This is a genomic window from Bacillus sp. PPSBB_11 (assembly GCF_038023285.1).
Classification (GTDB): Bacteria; Bacillota; Bacilli; order Bacillales; family Bacillaceae; genus Bacillus; species Bacillus altitudinis.
In genome coordinates, this window is sequence record NZ_CP150633.1 from 1036772 (window position 1) to 1053130 (window position 16359).

Below are 16359 nucleotides of genomic sequence, written 5' to 3' on the forward strand. Positions count from 1 at the left end.
AATTGACATATTTTTGATATTTGTAATATGATAGCTTTGCGTAACTTCACTTTGAGAGGACGATATACGATGAATTCAATTTTTCTTATACAGCTCGCTCTTATGATTTGCAGTCTTCTATTAACGGCTGGAATTATCATCTATTTAAAACAACAGATGCAGCTTATCATCTTACCTATAGAACACGTGGGGCAGAAACTTGCGCATCCACTTCTCGAACAGCCATCACCCATTCACATGAATGATCTGCTGCAAACAAATCGTACACAACAATTACTGATCTTCACTGACACAGCATGTCCGCACTGCATTCCATCACTCGAACAATTCCTAGAAACAAAAAAGCAGCGTAAACTAAACGTTTCATTGAGTATTTTGTTGAAAAACGGGCAAAAAAAGGACCAAGAATTATATCGTGATAACGAAACAAACTTGCGAATTATTCCGGTAGACGAACAATTGATAAACGCATTCCAAATTCAGGAGTTTCCGTTCTACATCATGGTAGAAGACAATGATACCATCTCATATGCAGCACCTTTTCCAGACGGTCTTTATTCAAGACTAGCTGCAAACTAAAGATAAATGAGGCATGTGAAGAGCATCAAACACATGCCTCATTTTTTATTACTGTGAATTTGGCTGAACATCCTTCCCTTTTTCCTCTGCAGCGATTTCATTAGCTTCGCTTGAAGCGGATGTTTGTTCCTCAGCTTGTTCAAACTCACTGCGAGCTTCATTTGAAATGTCAACTTGATCACCGTGCTGATTCACAGTAACGGAAGAAGACCCCTCTTTTTGAACCTCTTTCTCTAGTTCCTTTAATTTAGAAACATGAAGCTCTAAATCTTTTCCTTGCTGAACTAAAGTCAGTTGTTGAAATAACGCCTTTCTCTCTTCTGGAGAATGGTCGCCTTGAACAATTTGCGCTGCTTGGGTCAAAAAAGAATTTGATGTATGGCCAGCTTGACGCTTATTTGACGTCTGCATAGCATTTGTTACTAATGAAATTGGAGTTATGCTCATGCGTTCACACCCTAATAAATAAGATACTTAAATTTAGCAGCCACATTTAACGCGTTCTTGGCTAGTACAAATCTCACCTGTGTCACGATCCACATAGTAACGGAAAGTTCCAACGCCTTGAAGGAAACAAGTTGGTGCTGATTGGCAAGAAGTGACCAATCTTTGCAAAATACATCTAGCAGCTGCAGGTTGAACATTGGTCATTTTGTTTAAAATTCGATCTAACATATGAATTCCACCTTCCAATTTTTATGGTAATACAATACAATAATAACCAATTGATAGACAACTAACAACATATTTTGATAAATTTTCTAATTACTTCAAACTACTTTTCTTATTTATGACAAAATTTTTCGATTATAATTGTAGTAATTGTTACTTTTTTCTTATTCGAAAATAATTTATTTATCCATAAAAAGTAAATAAAAGATAGAAATAAGGTCAATTCACTCTTCCTAAAGTACTACTTGCTCAAGTATGATATAGAGTGAATACATAAAGGAGTGAACACAATTGCAACAAACTGAGAAAATCATTCAATCTCTTCATTCAATAACAAAGTGGGGAAAGGTTGGGAGCATCTTTCTTTATATTTCAGGTGGTCTATCCATCCTCAGTGGATTTTGGCTTGTTCTTCCTGCTGCCATTGGCGTTTTTCTGATTATGATGGGAATTCATGTCCAAAAATCCGTGAAAGCAGCTGAACAATTGATTCAAGCGCCTGATACTTCTTACGAAGAATTATTGGAACAATATGCTAAGATGATGAAAATGCAGACACTTTTTGCCATTTCAAGTATTGCCGCAGTTATTCTCTCATTCATCGCTATCGTTTTGATGTTTATACTAGGCGGGCTAGCCTTTCTCCAAGAGCTTCCTACCGATGTCCAACAGTACGAAGATTATTACGAAGAAGAACTTGGTGACTTTTATTAATAGAAAGGGGTATCAATAAAATGCGATACCCCTTTTTTATTTGAGTTGGCATAGCCTTGATACTAAACTTGACAATCAGCCTTTATCATTTTAAAATACAAATCGTAATCATTACGGAATAAAGGAGGGTTATAGCACTTATGCGCGTGAAAATCACCTTAGCCTGTACAGAAACAGGTGACAGAAACTATATCACTACAAAAAATAAACGAACGAACCCAGACAGATTGGAGTTAAAAAAATATTCTCCACGATTAAAGAAATACACCCTTCATCGGGAAACAAAATAATTTTTGGGATTCAAATCGTAACAATTACTATTTAAGAGAGGCGGCATACAAAATGATTATGTTCAAAAGGACTAAACCGAATGGATAAGAGAATACCTGTCACAGTTCTAAGCGGCTTTTTAGGAGCTGGAAAAACCACGATATTAAATCATGTTCTACAGAATCGTAAAGGGCTAAAAGTAGCTGTTATTGTCAATGACATGAGCGAAATAAATATTGATGCAGAATTAGTTAAGCAAGGCGGAGAACTCTCTCGATCAGATGAGAAACTGGTTGAACTATCTAATGGTTGTATTTGTTGCACATTGAGAGAAGATTTATTAATTGAAGTAGAACGCCTTTGTAAGGCTGGGAATATCGATTATATTGTCATTGAATCTACAGGTATTAGTGAACCAATTCCTGTCGCTCAAACTTTCTCTTACATTGATGAAGAAATGGGCATAGATTTGACACGTTTTTGCAGATTAGACACGATGGTAACGGTGGTAGATGCAAACCGTTTCTGGACAGATTTCCAGTCAGGAGAAAGTTTATTGGATCGTAAAGAAGCAGTTTCAGATGATGATGAACGAGAGATTTCCGATTTACTTATTGATCAAATTGAATTTTGTGATGTGCTCATTATCAATAAATGTGATCTTGTATCAGCATCAGAACTAGATCGGCTTGAGCACGTGTTAACCAAACTTCAACCAGAAGCAGCCATTATTAGAACCTCTAAAGGTAACGTACATCCTAGTGATATTTTGAATACTGGTTTATTCGATTTTGAAAAATCTAGTGCTTCTGCGGGCTGGATCAAAGAAATTAATGCTGGACACTCTCAGCATACGCCTGAAACAGAAGAATACCAAATCTCATCTTTTGTTTATGAAAGAAGGCTTCCTTTTCATACTGGCAGACTGAATGCATGGTTAGATCAAATGCCAGAGCAGATTGTTCGAGCGAAAGGATTTACATGGCTAGCGACACATCATGATTTAACCATTTTAATTTCACAAGCCGGAAAATCTGTTGCAATTGAACCAATCGCATACTGGATTGCTGCCTTGCCTGAGCAAGAACGATCACGGATCTTAAATCAGGAACCAGAAATTTTAGATGAGTGGGATGCAGAGTTTGGTGATCGACATACAAAACTTGTCTTTATCGGTGTAGATTTACCTAAAGCAGATATTATTCGTACACTAGATCAATGCTTACTCACACCTGAAGAATTTGATCAAGATTGGACAACGTTTGAAGACCCCTTTCAATGGAACATACACACTTAAACCAGGAGGGTTTTAAATGGCAAAGAAATCAAAAATAGCAAAAGAAAAAAAGCGGCAGCAGCTCGTTTTGAAATATGCACAATTATGGAAAGAGCTAAAAGAAAAAGGTGACTATGAAGCTTTGCAGAAACTACCTAGAGACTCTTCACCCACTCGCTTAAAAAACCGCTGTGAATTAACTGGCCGTCCTAGAGGTTACTTGAGAAAATTTAAAATGTCTCGAATTGCTTTTCGTGAGCTTGCCTATAAAGGACAGATTCCAGGAGTGAAAAAATCGAGTTGGTAAAGATTGATTTGATCTTAGCATAGTTCCTGTAAATGTAAAGCAGGACAAAATGAATAAAAATCTTTTTTTCATCCTTACTCCGTCAATTTTGAGGTACAAAATAGCATTTTAAAAAAACAGCAGAATCTCTGCTGTTTTTTTATGGGGATGAGCTTATAGGAAAGATTGTCCTGATGTTAAAAGAAGATTTTCAACAGTGATTATAGCATTTTCTCTTCTTTTCAAAAATCGATGATCATGATACTTTGTTGTCATTACCCGCCGATGTAGGACATCTCAACTTTTTTCTGATCTTTCTTTTGCTCTCTCTCAGCTGAATATTGATCCTGTCTGTTTGACCAAAGTTCCTTCAATATGTTCACTAGATATTCATCATTTTCTGAATTACGGGTGAATCGTCTCAGATCAAAGCCCGATGATGCAAAAAGACAGGTGAATAATTCGCCACGTGCAGATAGTCTAGCTCTATTACACGATCCACAAAAAGCATCTGAAACGGAAGAAATAATGCCAATCTCTCCTGACCCATCCTCATAAAAATAACGCTTGGCTACTTCACCTTGATATCGAGGGGGTTCTGGTTTGATAGGGTATTTTGAATGAATTAGCTCCATAATCTCTTTTTTCGTCAATACATGCTTGAGATTCCATTTGTTCGTATTGCCAACATCCATGAATTCAATAAATCGTAGAATGTGTCCTTCTTTTTTAAAATAGGCTGCCATTGGTAAGATATCTTGATCATTCACACCTTTTTGGACAACCATATTGATCTTAATAGCAAGTCCAGCTTTTTTTGCAGCCTCTATCCCATCAAATACTTTTTGGATAGAAATGTGTCTTCCATTCATCTGCTTAAAACGATCTGGATTTAAAGAATCTAAACTAATGGTGACTCTATTCAGACCTGCTTTCTTTAGCTTATCTGCGTACAAAGGTAACAGCGTTCCATTGGTTGTCATCGCGATGTCTTCAATACCTGGAATTTTTGCGAGTTTTTCTATCAAAACGGGCAAATCTTTACGCATTAAAGGTTCACCACCCGTAATACGTAATTTCACCACACCTAATTCCTTTGCAAAAAGCGCAGCAAGTCGTTCAATTTCCTCAAAGCTAAGCAGCTCTTCTTTATCTAAAAAAGGATAATCTGGTCCAAAGATTTCAGCAGGCATACAGTACGTACATCTAAAATTACAGCGATCTGTTACGGATATTCTTAAATCGCGCAATGGTCGATGTCTTTTATCCAAAATACTGACCATACTTAGCCTCCTATTCTGTAATACGCTGATAATGAGTATAGATATTAAAAGATTCTCCTCTTACGAATCCAACTGTTGTTATATTTAATTCTTCTGCCATTTTAAGTGCTAACTCAGTAGGAGCTGATTTTGATATGACGATTGATACTCCTAATTTTGCTGCCTTCAACAGAACTTCAGATGATATCCGGCCGCTAAATACAAGGATTTTATCTCTCAGTGGGATTTTATGAAGTAAACAATATCCATAGATTTTATCCAACGCATTATGCCGTCCGATATCCGTCCTAGTGATGAATAGCTTTTCTGTATCACACAGTCCAGCATTATGGACACCACCAGTATGTTGAAATAACTGACTTTCCTCCTGTAAACATTTCATTAAATGAATACAAGTTTCAGCAGAAATACTGATTCGGTCAATGGCTGTTTTTACTGTCTTCACATCTTGGAGAAAATAAAAATGCCTTCCTTTCCCACAGCAAGATCCGATCACTCGTTTTGTAAAATCTGCGGATTGGAACTGAGTTGAGTGATGTAAGTCAACATATGCAAAACCCATACTTTCATCTATTGTAAACCTTTTAATCTCTTTTTCAAATCGAATGACTCCTTCTGAAGCTAAAAAACCGATCACCAATTCTTTCAAATGATCCGGTGAACAAACGAGTGTGACAAACTCTTCACCATTCACCAGCACGGTTAAAGGGAATTCTTCTACAACTTCATCTGTTTTACATGTCATTTGACCTTTGCGATATTGGTGTATGCGTCGTTTCGTTTTAACAGAAGGATTCATGATCTGATCTTCCTTTCAACACAAATTTAGTTATATGAACCAGACGAATTGTGATATTATTTTAAAAAGTCATAAAAATGTAACATATTTCTATCTTATCAAACTTTTTGTTTGCTTTATATGGAGGGAACACAATGAATAAAACAAAAAATCGTTGGCTGATCGCTACAAGTGCTGTGGGGATTCATTTATCTATCGGATCTGTTTATGCATGGAGTGTTTTTACGAATCCTTTACATCAAACCTTTCAATGGTCATTAACAGAAATAAGCCTGACATTTAGCATCGCTATTTTATTTTTAGGTTTATCGGCTGCCTTTATGGGGCATTTCGTTGAAAAGTATGGGCCGAGGGCATCAGGGCTCTTCTCAGCTATTTTCTTCGGCATTGGGATGACTGGATCAGGGTTTGCTGTCCATATGTCTTCATTACCTCTCCTCTATTTATTTTATGGTGTACTCGCTGGAATCGGATTAGGTGTAGGCTATATTGCTCCAGTTTCCACATTAGTCAAATGGTTTCCAGATCGAAGAGGACTCGCAACGGGTTTAGCCATTATGGGCTTTGGGTTTGCTTCTCTGATTTGCAGTCCCATTATTCAATTTCTCATTGAAAAAGTTGATATTGCAAATACCTTCTATATTCTCGGAATCTCTTATTTTATCATCATGGTCGTTTCATCTCTTTATTTATCACCACCAACACCTGATGATGTCAAACAATTTAACGTGCTAAAAACAAACCAAAGGAAAATTCCTCAAGATTTATCACAGCTCACAGCAAATGAAGCCATTAAAACACGGCGCTTTTATTATTTGTGGGTCATGCTCTTTATTAATATCACATGCGGAATTGCCATTATTTCTGTAGCATCACCGCTTGCTCAAGAAAGTGTTGGTTTCACGGCCGGTGCAGCAGCTACTCTTGTTGGAATTTTAGGTGCCTTTAATGGGCTAGGACGGATCGGATGGGCGTCTTTCTCTGATTATATTGGAAGGCCAAATACGTACACGATTTTCTTTACTATACAGCTTATTGCTTTTCCCTTACTTCCCTACTTAAAAGATCCGCTCATCTTTTCAGTCGTGATGGCGATCATTTATACGTGCTATGGAGGAGGGTTCGCTTCAATTCCAGCCTATATCGGAGATTTATTTGGTACGAAGCAGCTAGGTGCCATACACGGTTATATTCTCACCGCTTGGGCCGCTGCTGGTTTAGCAGGACCTTTATTTTCCTCCTTTATTCGTGACATTACAGGCAATTACACACAAAGTCTCATGGTCTTCTCTGGCCTATTTTTCATTGCGTTTATCATATCTCTTCTCATTCGGAAGGATATTAAACAACTTCGTGAATCAAATCTTACTGCTCCTTCTTCTGTCACGGTCCGCTCTTAAGATGAATTTGACAGAATGACAATCTACAGGTAATTTTTAGATATGAAAACGCTTTACAAAGTGATAGGAGGGTGACGATATCATGGGAAAAACAAAACACAAGGGGCCTATTAAACTCAACAAAAAACCCTCACCAAAGCTATGGGCCTCTTTTGCTCCTATGGGGCTTGGAAAAGTAAAACCGAAACACATTCGAGACACAATGAAAGTGGCATGGGAGAACAAAGATAACCTCCCCTATGCGTACCGTATATTGACTCAGGGCGTTTGTGACGGCTGCGCTCTTGGTGTATCAGGTTTATACGATCAAACACTAGCAGGACCCCATATATGCACAACAAGACTGAATGTGCTACGGCTTAACACAATGCCAGCTATTGATCCAAAATGGTTCGAAGATATTGAGCGGCTCAAACAAATGGATAGCACGTCTCTTCGAAAACTTGGGCGTATTCCTTATCCCCTGATTCGAAAAAAAGGTGAGAATGCCTTTACACGCATTTCTTGGGATGGTGCATTAGATCAAATCGCCGCTAAAATCAAATCGATTGATAAACGTCAGCTTGCTTTCTATTTAACGGCTAGAGGGATTACGAATGAAGTGTACTATACTGCGGCGAAAGCTGCGCGATTTATTGGAACAAATCATATCGATAATGCTTCTCGTATTTGCCATTCACCAAGCAAAACCGCTCTTAAACGCTCCCTGGGTATAGGTGCATCCAGCTGTAATTACAGTGATTGGATTGGAACAGATGTATTGATATTTTGGGGCTCTGTTGCAGCAAACAACCAGCCGGTTTCCACTAAATATATGTACGCCGCTAAAAAGAAAGGAACCAAGATCATTGTCATCAATCCATATAAAGAGCCTGCAATGGAAAAATATTGGGTCCCTTCTATTCCAGAAAGTGCTTTATTCGGCACAAAAATAGCGGATGATTTTTATCAAGTCAATATAGGCGGCGATATTGCGTTTATGAATGGTGTCATCAAACATTGGTTTGATATGGAGGAGCAAGCGCCCCATTCCGCTCTTGACCATGAATTTATCCAAGCGCATACAACCGGCATAAAAGATGTAAAGCAGCATGTCACTCAGTTAAAATGGTCGGATCTCGAAGCATCGTCAGGATTATCTAAAGAAAGAATGAAGGAATTCGCTGTACTGCTTGCCAATGCCAATTCAGGGGTGTTTATTTGGAGTATGGGTCTCACTCAGCATCGCTTTGCCACTGATAATATATCACAAGTCGCAAACCTTGCCATGTTACGCGGGTTTATTGGCAGAAAACATTGTGGCGTTATGCCTATTCGTGGCCATAGCGGTGTCCAAGGTTCAGGCGAAATGGGTGCCGATCCATTCGTATTGCCCGGCAGTGATTTTGATGAAGAGAATATTAAAAGAATCGAGAAGATATGGGGATTTGATATTCCAAAATGGCATGGTGACACGATTGGGCAATCATTTGAAAAAATGGCTCTTCCAAAAGAACACCCGCAAAAGCTGAAGATGCTGTTTACTAGCGGTGGAAACTTTTTAGAAACAATGCCAAATCCTGAAGCGATTGAAAAAGCACTATCCGAGCTTGAACTCCGTGTCCATCAAGATATTATTTTGAACACCTCTACACTGGTAGAAGCAGAAGAGACTGTGATTGTTCTGCCTGCCATGACAAGATATGAACAGCCAGGCGGCGGTACATCAACCAGTACGGAACGCATGGTGTATTTCAGTCCGGAAATTGAAGGACCTCGCATTGAAGAAGCTAGAGCTGAATGGGACATTTATATTGACCTAGCAAAAAGGGTTCGCCCAGAAGATGCGAAGCTGATTCATTTTGACCATGCTGAAGACATTCGTCGTGAGATTGCCATCGCAAATCGGAACTATGATGGGATCCAGCATTTGCGTCATAAAGGGGATGTCTTTCAATGGGGTGGCGCATGGCTTTGCGAAGATGGGGTGTGTCCAACACCGGATGGAAAAGGACACCTGCTCCCAGCACAGCTTCCCCAATATCGAAAAACTGAGGGGCATTTCAATATCACGACAAGACGAGGCAAGCAATTCAACTCTATGATTTACAGTGAAAAGGATGCCTTTAATGGCGGAAAGCGGCATTCTATCTTGATGAATGAAGAAGATGCGAAAGAGCTTTACGTCCAAGAAGGCGATCCTGTTGTCCTTTTCAATCAATATGGATCCTACCAAGGAGTTGCTCAATTCGGAGAGCTGAAACGTGGAAATATTGCAGTTTATTGGCCTGAAGGAAACGTGTTAATACCAAAAGGAGTTTACGAAAGCTATTCCCAGATTCCAGAATACAATACCACCGCGATATTAGAAAAAGCCGAAACCTTTCATGCAAGAAAAGATCAGCACTACGTGGAGAAACGGATTGATGAATTAGAAACGACTTTAAATTGATCCTTTATGAAAAAACAGCTGGGGGTTTCTCCCCAGCTGTCTATTCACATCTTATTGACCAAAAGAGTTCGCTTCTTTTTGAAGAATATGATTCAATTCTTCTGCATTTGCTGCTGGTTGATATTGTCCACCACCAGCTTTGGCAACAGATTTTAGACTTTTTGCTTCTTTTTCATTTACATCGAAGCCAATGATATTGACGATTGTGTCAATACCTTCTTCATGTAATTGCTTCGCTGCTTGTGATGGGCTTCCGCCACATGTTTCCTCACCATCGCTGACAACATATACAATATTTTTTCCTTCAGCTTGGTGATCTTCAAAATCTTGTTTCGTATCAGTTAATGCTTTGGCAAGTGGTGTCCAGCCTGTTGGACCATACACATTCAGCGCTTGTTGAAAGGCTGCTTGCTCATATGTTCCAAATCCATAAACTGCTTCGGAACTTGCACAAGAAACGGCTTTTCCTGCATTTTTATTCGTTCCTTCATGACCAAAAACACGAAGCAAGACTTGTGTATCTTCTGATAAAATACTTGCGAAACTTTGGATCGAGCGTTTTGCGATATCGATTTTCTTTTCGCCTTCAACCGATTGTGCCATGCTTCCGCTTAAATCAAGTAAAATCACCACATGAGCAGGCTCCTTTTTCGTTACAGCATGAGCTGGTGAAGAAAGAAGCAGAACAAGACTCGCTAAAATGGTTAATATAATATTTCTTTTCATTAAAAAATCTCCCTTTTTTTCATTTGTACAGAAAAAGAGAAACGAAAGCATCAATCAATCGTTTCCCTTTTCTTCAGCAAGTTATTCGTGTAGTTTTAATGATTCTGCTGTAAGGATAGAACCCATTTCTTTCCCAGTGCTTGCTTGGTAGTAATGACCTTTACCAGCTTTAGCTACTTGCTTCAATTGACCTTCATAGCCATCGTTAAAGTCTAATCCAATCACATTGACTACAGTAGATCCTTTTGAGTTATGAAGCTCTTTCGCTACTTTCACTGGATCTCCACCACAAGTTTCTTCACCATCAGTAATTAAGTACACAATGTGTTTTGTTCCCTTATGAAGCTGCTTATCCGCTTGCTTTGCACTTTCAAGAGCACGTGCAATCGGTGTCCAGCCATTTGGTCCAAGACCGTTTAGAGAGTTTTCGAAACTATCCTTTTCGTAAGGCTGAACGCCATAAACGCCTCTAATGACTTCACATGATTGAGTTTTACCTGAGTTTTTGTTGTTTCCTTCAGATCCAAACAAGCTCATACGGATTTTAGCATCTTTCGGAAGAGACTGAGCAAATTTAAATACCTCTTGTTTTGCTAAATCGAATTTACGCTCTCCATCCACTTTTCTTGCCATACTTCCACTTGCATCAAGTAAGATCGTCACTCTTACATCTTTCTTATGTTTTTTGGCTGATGCTGCTTCTGCAAATACTGGTGAAGAGATTGACATTGATAATGTCAATACAGCTAAGGTTACGAGTGTAAATACTTTTTTCAACATGCTTTTCCTTCCTCCTTATGTATTTGATTGAAACATCTTAATCGTAAAATATTCTGTCTTGGAATGGTATAGGACTCGATCCCTTTTTCTCTTTCATCAAAATCACTAAAATTCTGTCAGATGTCTAGATATATTCACCTAACGACTCTTTTGTCACCCACGTTTTCTCATTCTTTCGAGGGGCTTTGTATCGGCCATCGGTTCTTGTCGGGATGTAAATGTTTAAGATTTCCTGAGGTGCGTCTTAAGTCGCAATTTGTCACATTCTGTTCAAACCTCTTCACACATAAAAAAAGATGCCCCCATTTTGAGGCACCTTTGCTTTTATTTCTTAGCCATATATGTGTTCAGAAAGCGATCAGCTGATTCAATTTTTATCCCTTGATAATAATGTTTCACGATCGCCTCTACTTTTTTGCCTGACTGTGCCATATAATGTGCACCATACTGACTCATGCCCACACCATGGCCATACCCTTTTGTCGTAATCACGATTTGCTGACCCTTTCGTTCCCATGTAAAGTCTGCAGAGTGCAATCCTAGTGATTCGCGAATGTCTCTGCCCGACAATGTTTTTCCGTTAATGACGGCTTTGGCTACTTGATTGCCTGGTGTTCGTTCTACAATTTCTCCCACCTGCTGCTGGCCAAGGGTCACACCCAGTTTTTGCTGAAATTCGCTCACTGTGATGGTTTTCTTGTTTTGGAATTTGGGTGATTTTTCGTCCCATTTGCTTGAGACGCTTTTCAAATAAGGGATTTCATTTTTCCAATAAGCTTCTGCATTTTCGGTTTTCCCATTACTTGTTGAAAAGAAGGAAGCATCAATTGGTTTTTCGTCATACGTCAGTACTTTCCCTTGTGTACTGGCGACCGCTTCTGTGACCTTTTTTAATTTCCAATTGTACGCTTTTCCCCAAATTTTCTTCAGTTCCTGTTTATTTTTGTACACTTGGAACATTTGAGTGTCATCTACAAGAGAACCTTGTGGAGATTTGACGGTTTTATCAATGATCATTTGTCTGACGATATACGTTCTAGCGGCGAGTGCCTGTGCCTTGAGCGCCTCAATTTCAAAATCGGCTGGCATTTCAGAAGCGACGACACCGATCACATACTCTTCTAAGGGGATGTTTTCTACCTGCTGATGCGCTGAACGGTAGACGGGAATGGAGACGGGTGATTGTTTCAATTTGACTGAACCTTTCACTTCTTTTTTAACTGATGGTTCTGCTGCTACGTGTTGGCTGGCTGCTGGTTTTCCTTGGAACGTTGGCAACACGAGTAAGGTTGGAATCATTAAAATGATGATGCAAATTCCTGCGATTGTCCATATCATTGGTTTCATATTGGCTGCCCCCATTTGTCATTGAATCTCTTTTATCCTATGGGCAAGGACAAGCTAATATGACAGCTTCTTTCATTCATTGGACAAGTCTTTTGCTGATATGTTTGTGCTCTTCTTCATTTGATTTACTGTTCGTCTTTATGAATAAAATTTAAAACGATTGGATACACTAATGATAAGCTTTTGAAAATGCAACCAGTCTATGATTCTAAAAAAAATCAGCATGCCCAAATGGACACACTGATTTCTTTTATGATTATGCGTTTAGATCTGATACAACTTGTTCTTGTGTCACATCTGCTGATTCATCATTTACTCTTTCAATGTCTGCACCGATTGCTGCTAGTTTTTGGTGGAAGTTCACATATCCACGGTCAATATGCTTCAATTCAGTGACACGTGTATGACCTTCTGCCACTAATCCAGCAAGTACAAGTGCTGCTCCTGCTCTTAAATCAGTCGCTGCCACTTCAGCACCTTGAAGTTGAACAGGTCCATTGATTATCACAGAGCGACCCTCAATTTTAATATCGCCATTCATGCGGCGGAATTCTTCAGCATGCATAAAACGATTTTCAAACACAGTTTCTGTGATCATGCTTGTTCCGTTCGCACGAAGCAATAGCGCCATCATCTGAGATTGCATATCCGTTGGGAAACCAGGATGCGGCATTGTTTTTAGATCGATTGGCTTGAGCTCAGATGGTCCAATGACTCTTAAACCTTCTTCTTCTTCAATGATCTGAATACCCATTTCTTCCATTTTCGCCACAAGTGAAGTCATGTGCTCAGGCACAGCGCCTTTTACAAGAACATTTCCTTCAGTAATGGCTGCTGCCACCATAAACGTACCAGCTTCAATTCGGTCAGGGATGATGTTGTGTTTTGCACCGTGAAGTGTTTCTACACCTTCGATTTTGATTGTACCAGTTCCAGCACCGCGAACCTTACCGCCCATGGCATTGATATAGTTTGCCAAATCAACAATTTCAGGTTCTTTTGCTACGTTTTCTAAAATCGTCGTTCCTTCAGCCAATGCTGCTGCCATGATGATGTTTTCAGTTGCCCCTACACTTGGGAAATCCAAATAGATTTTTGCACCTTTTAAACGGCCATTTACTTCAGCCTCGATGAAACCATTACCTACTTGAATTTTAGCTCCCATTGCTTCAAAGCCTTTTAAATGCTGATCAATTGGTCTTGAACCAATCGCACAACCACCAGGTAATGCAACTCTTGCATGACCTGTTCTAGCTAAAAGTGGTCCCATGACGAGCACAGATGCTCTCATTTTACGGACATACTCAAACGGAGCCTCAGTTTCTAGTGCATGAGATGCATCTACTGATACTTCGTTATTTTCAAAATGTACTTCTGCTCCTAAATGACGTAACACTTCATTGATTGTATATACATCGGAGAGCGTAGGTACATCACAAATTACGCTTTTTTCTGTACTTGCTAACAAAGATGCAGCGATAACTGGTAAAACGGCATTTTTTGCGCCTTCTACTTTAACTGTGCCGTTTAACTTTTGACCGCCGCGGACGATGATTTTTTCCAAGGTCTTCCCCTCCGCGTCCCAAATTCTCTATATTAATATTCAGTCGTTACGATTGGTGTGCCAACCGTAATCGTATGATTTTCGTTCATTTCCGAACTTCTGATGGCAATTTGAACATTCATTTTATCATTTGAAGTCATAATGAACTGTTCCCACTTCTCTGTGTAAGCGGAAAGCGACACAAAATTAGACTCAACGAGATACTCAACTGGTTTTGCTTGAAATTCATTTGCTATCATTTCAGCTTTTTTTTGCAAAACAACATCCATCATACCATTTACATGACCATCGAGACAAGTAAAAATCACAAATTTTTCTTGTAATATGCTTTTTGCATGACGTACGAACTGATCATATGTATGCTCCCAGGTATTCAGTGGGCGAGCACCTTTTTGCTCATATAATAAATACGACTTTTGGTTTGATTTTGTGTCGGTCTTCACGAGTAAAATTTTCGATAATGTATCATTTTTTTCATCTTTGTAAATTCCTGTGACTTTGGTGACATGTTTCTCTTTTTTTTCGGTCCACTCATACTGTCGTAGTTCGTCTTTCAAACGTTTCACTTTTTTTGAAAATTGTTCGGATGAAATGTCTATATTTGTTTTGGCATGAAGCGTCCATCCACTTACTTCGATTTGCTGGTTTTTCATACCTTCTGCTATTTGGGCGAGCGTGGATGTTTCTTCCGCCCGAACACCTTGAATCATCAGAACAAAAAAAAGAATAAATGCAAATAATGGCCAACCTTTTAAATACTTTCTCACTTGTCATTCCCCCTTGCTACAAGTGTTGCCGCAAGGAGATCAATGCATACGTGGAAAAGTCATCAAAGGCCATATTTTTGACACTTCTTTTTACGTTCCCGCAGAAGGCAGTGACCAAACCTTTTATGTTAAAACATATAAGGGATTTGTCTGGAGAAATTTAAATAATCAAGGAAGAAATTGCTGACTGCCGATGCAATAGCAATCGTGAGCAGCATCATGAGCAATCTAGCTTGAATAATTTTTCCTTTTTTAATCAGTGGATCGATATTCACCGCAAGCAATGCCCACCACGTAATGGCGATAAAAAATAGGTGGATCACAATACTGACAATTGCTTGTTGTCCTACGTCTTCCATACACTTGAATCCTCCTTTTATTGATTTCTGTAAAGGAAAACTCCCTTTCATTATATCCTCCAAAATCGGAAAGATGAATCATTTGGAAAAAAGAGCTACATTTAGAGTGAATCCCCTCTTATTCTGATGCGAAGGAGATGATATACTGCGGTGGAAGGAGCTGATCATATTTGAAAGATTCTTTTCCTGACTTTGTTGATTTGTACGGAGAACTGGTTCCCTCATTTGAACATGAATGGGAAGCCATTGCTTTCTACTTTGATTATAGACAGACACAGCTAGAAGAATTAGCACAATTGTGTCATTTTCATAACATTTCTTTGGATTACTCAGAGGAAAGCCTTTATCAGTTAGAGTCATTATACTTCGATGCCTTCCGTCAGCAGCTTTTTGCTGAGTGGAAAATGCCTATTGATGCATTGGAAGCGATGTTGAGTGTGTACATGGGAGAGGTTGTCATCAAGCATCATTCAGATGCTGATTGGGTCGTGCGGCCTTATATGGACTCTTCGCATCAATATACCCTTGGCTTGCGCCGAAACAATAAAACGTGGCATAGTACGCATTTTTGCGAGCATTTATATCTTGAAAAGCAAGCATCTCATCCGTATGTGTCGATGTATCAGTCTCTCATGTCATCCTAAAAAAAATCCTTCTTATCGCAATGATAAGAAGGATTTTCTGTTTTATTTCCCTGCTACATTTAAACGGTTTAATGCCCGTTTTAATGCGAGTTCCGCCCTGCGTACATCACTTTCATTCGGGTGGTTCAAATGCTCTTCAGCACGCTGTTTCGCTGACTTTGCACGATCGACATCAACTTTGTCTGATGTTTCAGCAGCCTGAGCAAGAATGGTTACTTTTTCGGGGCGAACTTCAACAAATCCACCGCTTACTGCAACCAATTCAGTTGATCCACTATGTTTTAAGCGAACTGCACCGATTTTTAGCGGAGCAACCATTGGAACGTGGCCAGCTAAAATTCCAAGCTCACCGCTTTCTGCTCTTACACTGACCATTTCCACATCCGCTTCATACACTGGGCCGTCGGGAGTAACGATATTGACTTGAACGGTCTTCATGCTTTTACCCTCCTAAGGACCAGA

At 39.3% G+C, this 16359-nt stretch carries 19 protein-coding genes; 8 read left to right on the forward strand and 11 right to left on the reverse strand.

Features of this window, described 5'->3' with window-relative positions; translation table 11 throughout:
* Positions 1-69 precede the first annotated feature (69 nt).
* Entirely contained in the window at positions 70-579 is a 510-nt protein-coding gene (locus V7L95_RS05215) for a hypothetical protein (RefSeq protein ID WP_017360027.1), read from the forward strand.
* Positions 580-627: 48 nt separating this feature from the next.
* On the opposite strand, the gene V7L95_RS05220 is transcribed toward V7L95_RS05215, so the two are convergent.
* Both V7L95_RS05220 and V7L95_RS05225 read right to left on the reverse strand, forming a co-directional pair.
* A complete protein-coding gene (locus tag V7L95_RS05220) occupies positions 628-1026 on the reverse strand; it encodes a hypothetical protein (protein ID WP_007497596.1) in 399 nt (132 codons plus the stop codon).
* Between the two features lie 33 nt (positions 1027-1059).
* Positions 1060-1254, reverse strand: a complete 195-nt coding sequence (locus tag V7L95_RS05225; RefSeq protein ID WP_072367358.1) for a hypothetical protein — start codon at positions 1252-1254, stop codon at positions 1060-1062.
* Between the two features lie 288 nt (positions 1255-1542).
* Between V7L95_RS05225 and V7L95_RS05230 the strand changes: the two genes are divergently transcribed.
* The 4 genes from V7L95_RS05230 to rpsN all read left to right on the forward strand — a co-directional run bounded on the left by V7L95_RS05230 (position 1543) and on the right by rpsN (position 3818).
* Positions 1543-1965, forward strand: coding sequence for a DUF5362 family protein (locus V7L95_RS05230; protein WP_007497598.1), 423 nt, complete (start codon positions 1543-1545; stop codon positions 1963-1965).
* A gap of 140 nt (positions 1966-2105) precedes the next feature.
* Positions 2106-2255: a 50S ribosomal protein L33 gene (gene rpmG / locus V7L95_RS05235; RefSeq protein WP_003214771.1), complete on the forward strand. Its 150-nt coding sequence runs from the start codon at positions 2106-2108 to the stop codon at positions 2253-2255.
* 80 nt (positions 2256-2335) lie between these two features.
* Positions 2336-3532 (forward strand): GTP-binding protein, encoded by a 1197-nt coding sequence (locus V7L95_RS05240; protein WP_265784656.1) that lies wholly within the window; start codon positions 2336-2338, stop codon positions 3530-3532.
* 16 nt (positions 3533-3548) lie between these two features.
* A complete protein-coding gene (rpsN, locus tag V7L95_RS05245; protein WP_265784654.1) occupies positions 3549-3818 on the forward strand; it encodes a 30S ribosomal protein S14 in 270 nt (89 codons plus the stop codon).
* 254 nt (positions 3819-4072) lie between these two features.
* Here the strand turns inward: rpsN and moaA are convergent, their stop codons facing one another.
* Both moaA and fdhD read right to left on the reverse strand, forming a co-directional pair.
* Entirely contained in the window at positions 4073-5080 is a 1008-nt protein-coding gene (gene moaA / locus V7L95_RS05250; RefSeq protein WP_048001100.1) for a GTP 3',8-cyclase MoaA, read from the reverse strand.
* Between the two features lie 10 nt (positions 5081-5090).
* The gene (gene fdhD, locus V7L95_RS05255) at positions 5091-5879 is read right to left on the reverse strand and encodes a formate dehydrogenase accessory sulfurtransferase FdhD (RefSeq protein WP_340968354.1); all 789 of its coding nucleotides are present in this window, start codon (positions 5877-5879) and stop codon (positions 5091-5093) included.
* A gap of 134 nt (positions 5880-6013) precedes the next feature.
* Between fdhD and V7L95_RS05260 the strand changes: the two genes are divergently transcribed.
* Together V7L95_RS05260 and V7L95_RS05265 are read left to right on the forward strand one after the other, a co-directional pair.
* Entirely contained in the window at positions 6014-7279 is a 1266-nt protein-coding gene (locus V7L95_RS05260) for an OFA family MFS transporter (RefSeq protein ID WP_265784650.1), read from the forward strand.
* Positions 7280-7361: 82 nt separating this feature from the next.
* Positions 7362-9710, forward strand: coding sequence for an FdhF/YdeP family oxidoreductase (locus V7L95_RS05265; RefSeq protein ID WP_113746901.1), 2349 nt, complete (start codon positions 7362-7364; stop codon positions 9708-9710).
* 51 nt (positions 9711-9761) lie between these two features.
* Here the strand turns inward: V7L95_RS05265 and V7L95_RS05270 are convergent, their stop codons facing one another.
* The 6 genes from V7L95_RS05270 to V7L95_RS05295 form a co-directional block, all read right to left on the reverse strand.
* Positions 9762-10436 carry a VWA domain-containing protein gene (locus V7L95_RS05270; protein WP_026050166.1) on the reverse strand — a complete coding sequence of 225 codons (675 nt, stop codon included), beginning with the start codon at positions 10434-10436 and terminating at the stop codon, positions 9762-9764.
* A gap of 81 nt (positions 10437-10517) precedes the next feature.
* Complete coding sequence (locus V7L95_RS05275) at positions 10518-11216, reverse strand: VWA domain-containing protein (RefSeq protein WP_080964606.1); 699 nt, start codon at positions 11214-11216, stop codon at positions 10518-10520.
* A gap of 324 nt (positions 11217-11540) precedes the next feature.
* Positions 11541-12563 carry a stage II sporulation protein D gene (gene spoIID, locus V7L95_RS05280; protein WP_008343381.1) on the reverse strand — a complete coding sequence of 341 codons (1023 nt, stop codon included), beginning with the start codon at positions 12561-12563 and terminating at the stop codon, positions 11541-11543.
* Between the two features lie 256 nt (positions 12564-12819).
* Complete coding sequence (murA, locus tag V7L95_RS05285) at positions 12820-14127, reverse strand: UDP-N-acetylglucosamine 1-carboxyvinyltransferase (RefSeq protein ID WP_007497616.1); 1308 nt, start codon at positions 14125-14127, stop codon at positions 12820-12822.
* 32 nt (positions 14128-14159) lie between these two features.
* Positions 14160-14894 carry a YwmB family TATA-box binding protein gene (locus tag V7L95_RS05290; RefSeq protein ID WP_008343385.1) on the reverse strand — a complete coding sequence of 245 codons (735 nt, stop codon included), beginning with the start codon at positions 14892-14894 and terminating at the stop codon, positions 14160-14162.
* A gap of 128 nt (positions 14895-15022) precedes the next feature.
* Positions 15023-15253 (reverse strand): DUF1146 family protein, encoded by a 231-nt coding sequence (locus V7L95_RS05295; protein ID WP_008343389.1) that lies wholly within the window; start codon positions 15251-15253, stop codon positions 15023-15025.
* Positions 15254-15423: 170 nt separating this feature from the next.
* Here V7L95_RS05295 and V7L95_RS05300 point away from each other — a divergent pair, with 170 nt between their 5' ends.
* Complete coding sequence (locus V7L95_RS05300; protein WP_019743250.1) at positions 15424-15897, forward strand: hypothetical protein; 474 nt, start codon at positions 15424-15426, stop codon at positions 15895-15897.
* A gap of 42 nt (positions 15898-15939) precedes the next feature.
* On the opposite strand, the gene V7L95_RS05305 is transcribed toward V7L95_RS05300, so the two are convergent.
* A complete protein-coding gene (locus V7L95_RS05305) occupies positions 15940-16335 on the reverse strand; it encodes a F0F1 ATP synthase subunit epsilon (RefSeq protein ID WP_008343393.1) in 396 nt (131 codons plus the stop codon).
* Positions 16336-16359 lie beyond the last annotated feature (24 nt).